At 69.9% G+C, this 11,622-nt stretch carries 8 protein-coding genes; 3 read left to right on the top strand and 5 right to left on the bottom strand.

Features of this window, described 5'->3' with window-relative positions; genetic code table 11:
• Positions 1–97 precede the first annotated feature (97 nt).
• The 4 genes from J3476_RS26170 to J3476_RS28230 all read right to left on the bottom strand — a co-directional run bounded on the left by J3476_RS26170 (position 98) and on the right by J3476_RS28230 (position 3,516).
• Positions 98–829 carry a sirohydrochlorin chelatase gene (locus J3476_RS26170; protein ID WP_207069197.1) on the bottom strand — a complete coding sequence of 244 codons (732 nt, stop codon included), beginning with the start codon at positions 827–829 and terminating at the stop codon, positions 98–100.
• Positions 808–1,533, bottom strand: a complete 726-nt coding sequence (locus tag J3476_RS26175) for a phosphoadenylyl-sulfate reductase (RefSeq protein ID WP_207069198.1) — start codon at positions 1,531–1,533, stop codon at positions 808–810. The genes J3476_RS26170 and J3476_RS26175 overlap by 22 nt, the downstream gene beginning before the upstream one ends.
• 71 nt (positions 1,534–1,604) lie before the next feature.
• The gene (locus tag J3476_RS26180) at positions 1,605–3,296 is read right to left on the bottom strand and encodes a nitrite/sulfite reductase (RefSeq protein ID WP_152517784.1); all 1,692 of its coding nucleotides are present in this window, start codon (positions 3,294–3,296) and stop codon (positions 1,605–1,607) included.
• Between the two features lie 124 nt (positions 3,297–3,420).
• Positions 3,421–3,516, bottom strand: coding sequence for an Ms4527A family Cys-rich leader peptide (locus J3476_RS28230; protein WP_373889124.1), 96 nt, complete (start codon positions 3,514–3,516; stop codon positions 3,421–3,423).
• 61 nt (positions 3,517–3,577) lie between these two features.
• On the opposite strand from J3476_RS28230, the gene hemW reads away from it, so the two are divergent.
• On the top strand, positions 3,578–4,759 hold the full coding sequence (hemW, locus tag J3476_RS26185; protein WP_207069199.1) for a radical SAM family heme chaperone HemW: 1,182 nt from the start codon (positions 3,578–3,580) through the stop codon (positions 4,757–4,759).
• Between the two features lie 33 nt (positions 4,760–4,792).
• Here hemW and J3476_RS26190 read toward each other — a convergent pair whose 3' ends face one another.
• The gene (locus J3476_RS26190) at positions 4,793–5,653 is read right to left on the bottom strand and encodes an LLM class F420-dependent oxidoreductase (RefSeq protein ID WP_207069210.1); all 861 of its coding nucleotides are present in this window, start codon (positions 5,651–5,653) and stop codon (positions 4,793–4,795) included.
• A gap of 48 nt (positions 5,654–5,701) precedes the next feature.
• On the opposite strand from J3476_RS26190, the gene J3476_RS26195 reads away from it, so the two are divergent.
• Positions 5,702–6,079, top strand: coding sequence for a nuclear transport factor 2 family protein (locus tag J3476_RS26195; protein ID WP_207069200.1), 378 nt, complete (start codon positions 5,702–5,704; stop codon positions 6,077–6,079).
• A 155-nt stretch (positions 6,080–6,234) separates the two neighbouring features.
• Positions 6,235–11,565 carry a type I polyketide synthase gene (locus J3476_RS28115; RefSeq protein WP_286183804.1) on the top strand — a complete coding sequence of 1,777 codons (5,331 nt, stop codon included), beginning with the start codon at positions 6,235–6,237 and terminating at the stop codon, positions 11,563–11,565.
• Positions 11,566–11,622: the final 57 nt, after the last annotated feature.

Consider the following 11,622-nt stretch of genomic DNA (forward strand, 5'->3'; position numbering starts at 1 on the left):
CTGACCGCCGACGGTAAGTGTGGGGGCATCGAGTCCTAGCTCGCCGAGGGACGTTGTGCCTCAACTGTACCGGGCCCTGCGAGTGCCCCTGTTCTCGTCAGGCGGCGGCGCGGGCGGGCGCCACGCTGTCGAAACGGTCGAGCACCGTCTCGGCCACCTGCCGATGCGCACCCAGCGGCGACGACATCGGAATCCGCTCCGACCGCGCGAACTCCGCCACCCGGTCGGTGATCCGGCCGTGCGCGAGGAACCACGGCGCGATCACGAGCCGCGACGCCCCGCGGGAACGCAGGACCTCGGCGGCCTCGGCGGGCGTGGGATGTGGACCTGTGGCGAACGCCGTCGTCGCCGTCCACCGGGTCGTCATCGTCAGTTCGCGGGCCACGCCGGCAGTGCGCGCGTTCGCCTGCGCGTGCGAGGAGCCCACCGCAGTCACCAGCACCCCGACCCGCGGATCCAACCGGGACACGCCCGCGTGCTCCAGGCGCTGCCGCAGCACGTGGATCAACCGCTCGTCCTCACCGAGAACCTCGGCCTGGCGGGCGTCGGTGCCCGACTCCGCGATCATCTCGGGAATGTCGACCCGGGCGTGGTAAGCGTCGGCGAGCAGCAACGGCACCACCACCGCCGCACCGGGGACGACCGTGGCCAGCACGTCGCGCAGGTTCGGCGCGTTCTGTTCGCAGAACGCCACCCGCGCGTCCAAGCCTGGGCGCAATCGACGGATCGTCGCGGCGACTTCCCGCGCGTTGGCCGCCGACCTGGGGTCGGCACTGCCGTGCGCGGTGAGGATCAGCGTCGGTGAACTCAAGAGGCGTGCAGTCCGCATTCGGTCTTGGTCTGGCCCGCCCAGCGACCGCTGCGCGGATCGGCGCCCAGCGCCGGCTTGTTCGTGCACGGTGCGCACCCGATGGAGGGGTAGCCCTCGTCGACGAGGGGATTCACCAGAATGCCGTAAGCGTCGATGTAATCCTGCATCTGCTCGTCCGTCCACGCCGCCAGCGGGTTGATCTTCACCAAACCGAAAGCCTTGTCCCAGCTGATCAGCGGGGCATTGGCCCGCGTCGGGGACTCCACCCGGCGGATGCCGGTGACCCACGCGGAGTAGCCGCTCAACGCCTTGGACAGCGGCTCCACCTTGCGCATACCGCAGCAGGCGTTGGCGTCGCGCTCGAACAGGTTCTTGCCGAACTCGGCGTCCTGCTCGGCGACCGTCCGCTCGGGGCGGACGTTGACCACGTTGACGTCGTAGACGGCCTCCACGGCGTCGCGGGTGCCGATCGTCTCGACGAAGTGATAGCCGGTGTCGAGGAACAGGATGTCGACGCCCGGGCGCACCTTGGCGGCGAGGTCGACCAGCACCGCGTCCTGCATGTTCGACGCGACGATGTACCCGGATCCCTGGCCGAGTCCGCCGAAGTTCTCGTCGGTCCAGCGCAGCAGTTCCTCAGCGGTCGCGTCGGGGCCGAGTTCGGCAGCCCCGCGCTCGGCCAGCTCCTGCAGGTCTGCGTCGTCTCGTGTCACCACAGTCATGTCACCGTCACCTCACCGTCTGCTCTTCGCGCAAGCGCTCATCCCAGGTTCTCTGCTCTTCGCGCAAGCGCTCATCGAAGATCCGCGTCGTCGGCCCTCAGGGCCCAGGTGGCAAAACGCTCGCCCTGCTCCCTTTGTTTCACGAAGTTGCGCACGACACGCTCGACGTAGTCACCGAGTTCACTGGAGAGCACCTTGTGCTGGCGCAGCTTGCGACCGAAACCGCTGTCCAGGCCCAGGCTGCCGCCCAGATGGACCTGGAAACCCTCGATCGGGCCGTCGCCGTCGTCGACCATCTGGCCCTTGAACCCGATGTCGGCGACCTGAATGCGGGCGCACGAGTTCGGGCAGCCGTTGATGTTGACGGTGACCGGCACGTCGAGTTCAGCGTTGATGTCCTCGAGCCGCTGCTCGAGTTCTGGCACCAGCGTCTGTGCCCGCTTGCGGGTCTCGGCGAACGACAACTTGCAGAACTCGATGCCGGTGCAGGCCATCAGGTTGCGCCGCCAGTGCGACGGCGTCGACGGAAGACCCAACGCGTCCAGCCCGGCGCGCAACTCGTCGAGCTTGTCGTCGGGCACGTCGAGGACGATCAACTTCTGGTAGGGGGTGAAGCGGATGCGGTCGGACCCCGCCGCCTCGGCCAGGTCGGCGACCTTGCTCAGGATGGTGCCCGAGACGCGTCCGGCGATGGGCGCGACCCCGACGGCGTTGAGGCCGTTACGCAGCTTCTGCACACCGACGTGGTCGATAGGGCGGGCCACCGGGTCGGGAGCGGGGCCGTCGATCAGCGGGCGCTTCAGGTACTCCTCTTCGAGCACTTTCCGGAACTTTTCGACGCCCCAGTCCTTGATCAGGAACTTCAACCGCGCCTTGGAGCGCAACCGGCGGTACCCGTAGTCGCGGAACGCGCTGACCACGGCTTCCCACACGTCCGGCACCTCGTCGAGTGGCACCCACGCCCCGACCCGCTGGCCGAGCATCGGGTTCGTCGACAGCCCGCCGCCGACCCAGAGGTCGAACCCGGGACCGTGCTCGGGGTGGTTGACGCCGATGAACGCCACGTCGTTGACCTCGTGCACGACGTCCTGCAGACCGGAGATCGCGGTCTTGAACTTGCGCGGGAGGTTGGACAGCTCCTTCTTGCCGATGTAGCGCCGGACGATCTCGTCGACCGCGGGGGTGCCGTCGATGACCTCGTCGAGCGACTCACCGGCCAGCGGCGAGCCCAGCACGACACGGGGGCAGTCGCCGCACGCCTCGGTGGTCTGCAGGCCTACCGCGTCCAGACGCCGCCAGATCTCGGGCATGTCCTCGACGCGGATCCAGTGGTACTGGATGTTCTGGCGGTCGGAGATGTCGGCGGTGTCGCGGGCGAACTCGGTCGAGATCTCACCCAGCGTGCGCAGCGAGGCGGCGGTCAGCGCACCGCCGTCACTGCGAACCCGCAGCATGAAGTACGAGTCCTCGAGCATGTCGGTGTTCTCGTCGCCGGTCCAGGTGCCGTCGTAGCCCTGTTTGCGTTGGGTGTAGAGCCCCCACCAGCGAAAACGTCCTCGCAGGTCGCCCTTGTCGATGGACTCGAAGCCGTTCTTGGCGTAGATGTTCTCGATGCGGTCGCGCACGTTGAGCGGATTGTCGTCCTTCTTGGACTGCTCGTTGGCGTTGAGCGGCTCGCGGTAGCCGAGCGCCCACTGACCCTCACCGCGGGGACGCTTGGCGGGCTTCTTGGCTGGGGCGTCAGCCGGATTGGTTGTCGTCATCGGTGGGCTCCTGGTCGGAGCCGGCGTTCAGATCGCGCGTGGTCACCGGGGGCTGTCCGGCGGCGCAGATCCGGCGGCCAGCTGAAAGGTCAGAAAAGTGGCTGGTTGGTCCGTGATCCGGCGATCAAGACAGACAGCTACAGCTGCAAACGCGCTTGAAGTCGACATGGCGGCGTGCCACGAGCGCGACCCTGCGGGCGAAGCTGTGGTTTGCAGTCACGTACCCGATTGTGCCACGAATGCGCCACCTGCCCTAATGGGGCGGCTGCCAGACTGGACACGTGAGTGTGCAGTCGCAGGTGCCAGACGGTGTGTTGCCGGATCTGTCGGCGCGGGCGGGCCGGCCCTTCGGCGTGTACATCCACGTGCCGTTCTGCGCGACCCGGTGCGGTTACTGCGACTTCAACACCTACACCCCCGGCGAACTGGGTGGCGCGAACCCGGACGGTTGGCTGGCCGCCCTGCGTACAGAACTGCGGCTCGGAGCTGCCCGTCTGCGCGCCGCCCCGGCGGCCGACACCGTATTCGTGGGGGGCGGCACGCCGTCGCTGCTCGGGGCTGCCGGGCTGGGTGCCGTCCTCGACGCGGTGCGGGAGAGTTTCGGGCTCGCCCCGGATGCGGAGGTCACCACAGAAGCCAACCCCGAGTCGACGTCGCCGGAGTTCTTCGCCGGGTTGCGCGCGGCCGGCTACACCCGGGTGTCGCTGGGGATGCAGTCCACTGCCGTGCACGTGCTGGCGGCACTGGATCGTGTGCATTCGCCGGGGCGGGCGCTCGATGCGGCCCGCGAAGCCGCGGCGGCAGGGTTCGATCACGTCAGCCTCGATCTCATCTACGGCACACCGGGGGAGAGCGACGACGACCTGGCGCGCTCCGTGGAGGCCGCGATCGGGGCCGGAATCGACCATCTGTCGGCGTACGCGCTGGTGGTCGAGGACGGCACCGCGCTGGCCCGCCGGGTCCGGCGCGGTGAGATCCCTGCGCCGGACGACGACGTGCTCGCGCGTCGTTACGAACTGCTCGACGACCGGCTGCGCGAAGCGGGCTTCCACTGGTACGAGGTGTCCAACTGGGCCCGCCCGGGCGGCGAGTGCCGCCACAACATCGGCTACTGGGACGGCGGGGAATGGTGGGGCGCCGGGCCGGGCGCGCACAGTTACGCCGATGCCACCCGCTGGTGGAATGTCAAGCACCCCAACGCTTATGCCACCCAATTGGCCGCCGGAGCACTTCCGGTCGCCGATTTCGAGACGCTGGATGACGCGACCGCGCATGTCGAGGAGGTGCTGCTGCGGATCCGCCTGCGCTCGGGTCTGCCGACCGCAGCACTGTCGGCCGACGAGCAGACGCGCGCCGAGATCGCGATCTCCGACGGTCTGCTGCGCCGAGACGGTGAGCGGCTGGTGCTCACCGACCGCGGCAGGCTGCTCGCCGATGCCGTGGTGCGCGACCTACTGGGCTGAGGCCCGTACGGCTTCGCTGTCGCACGGGTTGCGCTACAGCAGTGCCGCAGCCAGCCGGCGCCACTGTTCGCGGGGGAATTCGGTGGGGTCAGCGGTCAGCACCTGCACGCAGACGTGGTCGGCACCGGCATCGAGGTGCTCGGTGACGCGCCGCTTGACGGCGTCCTCGTCGCCCCACGCGATGACCGCGTCGAGGAGTCGGTCGCTGACCGTGTCGATCTCCTCGTCGCTGAACCCCAGCCGGCGCAGGTTGTTGGCGTAGTTGGGCATCTTCAGGTACGAGCGCACCCACTGCCCGCCGACCTCGCGCGCATGGTCGCGATCGTCGGTGAGCAGCACCGTCTGCTCGGGCAGCAACAGCGGTCCGCTGCCGAGGACCTCGCGGGCGATGCGGGTGTGCTCCGGGGTGGTCAGGTACGGGTGCGCGCCGCGCGCCTTCGTCTTGGACAGTTCGAGCATCTTGGGGCCGAGTGCGGCCAGCACGCGATTGGCGACCGGGACCGGCTGCGCGGAGGCGTCGATGCCGTCGAGGAACGCTTCGGTGGCGGCCAGCGGCTTGCGGTAACGGCCGGGCTCCTTCGAGTCGATCAGCGGTGCGTGGCTGACGCCGATGCCGAGCAGGAAGCGTTCGCCATGCGTGTCGGTCAGGGTCGCGTAGCGTGCCGCGACGTCGGCGGGCTCATGCATCCAGAGGTTGAGGATGCCGGTCGCGATCACCGTGTTGCGCGTTGCCGACAGCAGGTTGTCCACCGAGTCGAGCACCGGCCCGCCCACGTCGGGAATCCACAGCGCCGCGTAGCCCAGTTCGTCGAGTTCGGCTGCCGCTTCGGCCGCCTCGCTCGAATTGCCGTACCGCAACTGCGAACTCCACACACCCACACCCGTCAATTCCATGTGTCCACTCATACCGTGCGGGCACCCTGGGGCGCTACGGTCGTGGTCATGGGTTTCGATCGCGGCACTGTCGCCCGCGCGTTCTCCGAGCACCGCTTCGACGAGGCGCTGCCGCATCTCGCCAAGGACGTGAAGTGGACGATCGTCGGCTACATGGTGCTCGAGGGCGCTGACGCGGTGGCGCGCACGTGTCGGGACACGGCCGAAGGGCTCGACGGCATCCGCCGTGAGTTCGATCGGTGCGTGACCGCCGTCGGATCCGACGCGGTGGCCGTCGACACCGTGGTGCGGTATGTGCGCCCGGACGGGATGACCGCGGTGGCGAGCTGCGCCATCTACGAGTTCACGGGCGAGCAGATCACGGCGATCACGTCGTACGCCGTGGAGATCGACCCCGAGGACGCGGGGGCGCAGCCCCCCAGATAGGGCCGGGCGCAGCCCCCCGGATAGGGCCGGGCGCAGCCCGGGTGGCGCCGGGGTGCGGCCGCGCAGGTAGCGCGCCATGTCGCCCGTGGTTGTGCCAGGATGTCCGGCATGTCGATGCGTGAGTTAGGGAAGGCTAGCCATATAACTGGGGCATCGTGGAGCTGACCGGCGCCACGGAACCGACGCCCGAGCCCATCGCGATCATCGGTATCGGATGCCGCCTGGGCGGCGAGGTCCGCACCCCGGCGGAGTTCTGGTCGTTCCTGTTGGCCGGTGGCAGTGCGGTCCGGCAGGTCCCGGCGCAGCGGTGGGCGCCCTACGTGGGGCGCGATCCGCGCAACGCCGCGGTGCTGGCCGAGACCACCCGCTGGGGCACCTTCCTCGAGGACCTCGACTGCTTCGACGCCGAGTTCTTCGGGGTGTCCCCCCGCGAAGCGGAGCTGATGGATCCGCAGCAGCGCCTTGCGTTGGAAGTCTCGTGGGAGGCGCTGGAGCACGCCGGCATCGGCCCGCGGTCGCTGGCCGGCAGCGACACCGCGGTGCTGATGGGCGTGAACTCCGACGACTACGGCAAGTTGCTGATGGAGGATCTCGCCGGGATCGAGGCGTGGACGGGTATCGGCACATCACTGTGCGGGGTGGCCAATCGGGTCTCCCACCTGCTCGACCTCCGCGGGCCGAGTGTGGCCCTGGACGCCGCGTGTGCAGCGTCCCTGGTCGCCGTGCACCAGGGGTGTCAACTGCTGCGCGACGGAGAGACGTCGCTCGCGCTGGCCGGTGGCGTCAGCGCGTTGATCGGACCGGGGTTGACCCGCGTCCTCGATGTCGCGGGAGCGACTGCGCCGGACGGGCGCTGCAAGACCTTCGACGCTTCCGCCGACGGATACGGGCGCGGCGAGGGTGCGGGCGTGGTGGTGCTCAAGCGTCTCGCCGAGGCGCGGCGAGACGGTGACCGCGTGCTGGCGGTGATTCGCGGCGGCGCAGTCGCGCAGGACGGCCGCACCGTCGGCATCATGTCGCCCAACGGAGAGGCGCAGGCGGACCTGTTCCGGCTGGCCTGCCGGGTTTCGGGGGTGGCCCCGCGCAGCGTCGGCTACGTCGAAGCGCACGGCACCGGAACTCCGACCGGCGATCCGGTCGAGGTCGCGGCGCTGGCCTCCGTGTACGGCGCCGGCCGTGGCGGCGAGCGCTGCCCCGTTGGATCGGTGAAACCCAACACCGGGCACCTCGAGGGCGGCGCGGGAGTCGTGGGGCTGATCAAGGCCGCCCTCGCGTTGCACCACCGGGTGCTCCCGCCCACCGCCGGGGTAGGCACGCTGACCCCGAAAGTCGATTGGGAAGCCAGTGGTCTGCGGGTGCCCACCGAGCCCGAAGGGTGGCTGCCGGGGGACGGGCCGCGGCGTGCGGCGGTGTGCAGCTACGGCTACGGCGGCACGATCGCACACGTTCTGCTCGAGGAGGCGCCCGGGTTCGATACCGCATCCGCCGGCGAGAAAGCTTCCCCCGCAGCGGCATTCATCCCGCTGTCGGCGCGTTCGGAGTCGCGGCTCACCGTCCAGGCAGCTCGGTTGGGCGAGCATCTGCGCGCCTCGCCGTTCTCCGTGGACCGGGTGGCGGCCACGATGTGGACCCGTCGTTCACCCGAGCCGGTGCGCGGCGCGGTGGTCACCGACGGGCTTCCCGCAACCCGACGGGAAGGCGCCGTCGTGGCCGCACTGAACGCGCTGGCCGCTCAGGTGCGGGATCCGCGCGTGGTGACCGGCTCGGTGGTCGAGGGCGCGCAGGACGGTGCGGTGTGGGTGTTCAGCGGTCACGGTTCGCACTGGGCCGGCATGGGCCGTGAACTACTCGCCACCGAGCCGGCTTTCGCCGCCGTGATCGACGAGGTCGACGTCGTCTTCCGCGCCGAGCTCGGCTTCTCTGCCCGTGAGGAGCTGACCGGAGAGCGGCTTGGTGGCACCGACCAGGTCCAGGCCCTGACCTTCGCCGTCCAGGTGGGTCTTGCCGCCGTGCTGCGGGAGCGGGGCGTGACACCGGCGGCGGTCATCGGGCACTCGGTCGGCGAGGTAGCCGCTTGCGTGGAGGCGGGCGTGTTCGATCTGTCCCACGGTGCCGCGGTCGCGTGCTTCCGTGCGCGCGGGTTTCGGTCGGTGGCAGGCAACGGCGCGATGGCGCTGGTGCGGCTGTCGTTCGACGAGGTTCAGCGCCGGCTGGCAGGACGGTCGGACGTGGTTGCGGCCATCAGCGCGTCTCCCGAGTCCACGGTTGTGTCGGGCGCCGTCCACGCTGTCGACGAGGTGGTGGCAGCGTGGTCGGCCGCTGGCGTCATGGTGCGCCGCGTCAACACCGACGTGGCCTTCCACAGCCCGGCGATGGACGCGCTGACCGGCGAGCTGGCGCGGCGGGTCGGTCACCTGCCGGCGCCGGGTCCCGCGAAGGTTCCGCTGTACACGACAGCCCTGGCCGATAGCCGGTCGAGTGCACCGCGCGGCGCCGACTACTGGGCGACCAATCTGCAGGGCCGGGTTCGGTTCGCCGAGGCGGTACAGGCCGCGGCAGAGGACGGCCACCGGCTGTTCCTGGAGGTGTCCGCGCATCCGGTGGTGTCGCATTCGATCGCCGAGACGCTGGTGCACCACGGCTACCAGGAGCACGCGGTGGTACCGGTGCTGCGCCGGGATCAGCCCGAGCGTCGAGCGATCGGTGCCGCCGTCGCCGCGCTGTACTGTCACGGCGCACCGGTCGAGCACGGCTTCACCAAGACGGCGGCGTGGGCTGCCGATCTACCTGTGACGCAGTGGCAGCACCGCCGTTACTGGCGTACCCCGACGGCGCCGCCGGGCACCACCGCACTGCACGATGTCGCCGCCCACACGCTGCTCGGGGGATGCATCGAGGTGTCGGGCGCGGTCCCGACCCGGGTATGGCAGACGCGGCTGGACATGGGGAACCGGCCCTACCCCGGTGATCACCCTGTGCAGGGCACCGAGATCGTGCCTGCTGCGGTGCTGCTCAACACGTTTCTCACCGCTGCCGGAGGCGGCGAGATGGGCACCGCTGCCGGAGGCGGCGAGATGGGCACCGCTGCCGGAGGCGGCGAGACTGGCACCGCCGCCGGAGGCGGCGAGATGGGCACCGCTGCCGGAGGCGGCGAGACTGGCACCGCTGCCGGAGGCGGCGCCGGTGAAGGTTGCGGGCTGACCGACGTGCAGCTGCGTACACCCGTTCCTCCCGGACGTACGCGCGACGTCCAGGTGGTTCTGCAGGACGGCACGCTGCGTCTGTCCTCGCGACTCGTCGGGGAGTCGGTGGAGGACTCAGCCGACGGATGGCTGACCCACAGCAGCGCCGTCGTCGCCCCCGCCGACGCAGAATCAGCCTGGATGCCGGTAAGCGTGGTCGATATCGAGACGTTTGTTGTTGATGCAGAACGACTTCCGAGTGCCCATGTGGTCGAGACGCTGGCCTCAGTCGGTGTCGCGGCGATGGGGTTCGGCTGGGAGATCCTCGAGCTGTACCGCCGTGGCGGGCAGCTCTTGGCACGAGTGACCGCCGAGCCCGACGGCTCTGCACCGGCCACCTGGGCCGGGCTGGTGGATGCGGCCACCTCGACGGCGTGCACCGTGTTCGACGGTCCGGCGCGCTTGCGGATGCCGGCGCGAATCGAGCGGGTCCATGTCGCGGGCACTCCGCCCGCAGTGGCGCTGCTGCATGTGCAGCACCTCGGCGGCACGACGGTCGATGTCGCGATCGCCGACGAGGCGGGGGCTGTACATGCCGTCCTCACCGGGATGACGTTCGAGGAACTCGAGAACTCCGCCAGCGGCAGCCTGGGTCCGGTGCTGCATGAAATAACCTGGGAAACAGTTGAACTCAGCGGAGAGGACCGGCCTGCCGAGGTGGTCCTGGTCGGCGGTCGGGCGAACGACGTCGCCGCGATACGGAGCGATCTCGCCGCGGCCGGGGTCCGGCACCGCGTCTGCGCCGAGCCTGGGGAGATCGACGGTGAGCTCACCGAGGGGTCGGCGGTGCTGGCGGTGCCCGATGCCGAGGGCACCGCGCAAGCCGCCGCCGAGTTGGTGCTCGCGACACTGAAGGGTCTGCACGCCAACGGCTCTGCGGCTCGACTGTGGGTGCTGACCAAGGGCGTGCTGGAGGGACGCTCTCTTGCGCACGCGTCACTGTGGGGACTGGCCCGGGTGGCCGCGGCCGAACATCCACAGCTGTGGGGTGGGGTGCTCGACGTCGCGGCTGACTGCGGGCGCGACCCGCTACCGCTGAGTGTGATGGCAGCGCTGCCCGGGCACGGCGTGGTCGCCGTGCGGGACGGCATAGCGTCGATCGCCCGACTGCGCCATGCCCGCACTGGGTCACGCGCTCCCATGACGTGCACCGCAGGCGGCACCTACCTGATCACCGGAGGTACCGGTGCGCTCGGCCTGTTGATGGCCCAGCGACTGGCCGACCTCGGTGCCCGCCGGCTGGTGTTGCTGTCCCGCTCGGGCATGCCGCCACGCGCTTCATGGGCCGCGCACGCAGGCTCGGACGTGGTCGACACGGTGACGGCACTCGAAGAGCGGGGAGTCTCGGTGCACGTCGCCGCGATCGACATCGGGGACGCCGATGCGGCCGGCGAATTACGGGAGATGCTCGCGGGGTTGCCGGCAGTGCGCGGCGTGGTCCATGCGGCCGGCGTGGAAGCCGGTGTCCTGCTGGCCGATACCACTGACCAGCAGCTCCGGACGGCGATGCGCCCCAAGGTGGACGGGTCACTGGTGCTGCACGAGTTGTTCCCACCGGGGCAGCTGGACTGGATGGTGCTGTATTCGTCGTGCGGCTATTTGGCGGGCTTTCCGGGTCAGGGTGCGTACGCGTGCGCCAACGCGTTTCTCGATGCGCTGGCGCGCCACCGGCACGGCCTCGGTGATCGCACCGTCAGCGTCGCGTGGACCGCGTGGCGTGGTCGGGGGATGGGGTCGACCTCGGAGTATGTCGCCGCGCAGCTCGAAGGTCTGGGCATGGGCACGATCGGATCCGACGACGCGTTCCGGGCGCTCGACACGGCGATGCGCGGCGACGAACCCAACGTCGTTGTCCTGCCGGTACTCCCGGGGGCGGCCTCGGTGCCGATATTGGCCGGCGTCGCACCGGTTGGGCGGCGTGATGACACGCCGGCAGGCCCGATCGATCGCGGCGACACGGACGTGGATGAGTGGGTGGCTCAGCAGGTTGTCGAGGCGGTCGCCACCGAGCTGGGTCTGCCCGAGGATGACGTCGACCCCCGCGTTCCTCTGGTCGAGACCGGCGTCGACTCGATCATGACCGTCTCGCTGCGCCGTGCGCTGGAAAAGCGCACCGGGCTCGCGCTTCCACCGACCCTGCTGTGGGAGCACCCGACCGCTGCGGCGGTGACGGCTCGGATCGTCGAGCTGCTTGCGCCGCAGGATGACTCGCCGGCCGATCGGCGAGAGGTAGAGGTCTCCTGAGCTAGGGAACTTCCTCGTCTTCGCTGTCTGCTCGCCCGTCGTCGTTTCCCGCGCCTT

It is taken from the genome of Mycobacterium sp. PO1 (genome assembly GCF_017312405.1).
GTDB lineage: Bacteria > Actinomycetota > Actinomycetes > Mycobacteriales > Mycobacteriaceae > Mycobacterium.

What these genes read in the sequence shown, in the direction of transcription:
- J3476_RS26170 (WP_207069197.1), bottom strand. Translation starts at nt 829, where the DNA reads ATGCGGACTGCACGCCTCTTGAGTTCACCGACGCTGATCCTCACCGCG.
- J3476_RS26175 (WP_207069198.1), bottom strand. Translation starts at nt 1,533, where the DNA reads ATGACTGTGGTGACACGAGACGACGCAGACCTGCAGGAGCTGGCCGAG.
- J3476_RS26180 (WP_152517784.1), bottom strand. Translation starts at nt 3,296, where the DNA reads ATGACGACAACCAATCCGGCTGACGCCCCAGCCAAGAAGCCCGCCAAG.
- J3476_RS26190 (WP_207069210.1), bottom strand. Translation starts at nt 5,653, where the DNA reads ATGGAATTGACGGGTGTGGGTGTGTGGAGTTCGCAGTTGCGGTACGGC.
- J3476_RS26195 (WP_207069200.1), top strand. Translation starts at nt 5,702, where the DNA reads ATGGGTTTCGATCGCGGCACTGTCGCCCGCGCGTTCTCCGAGCACCGC.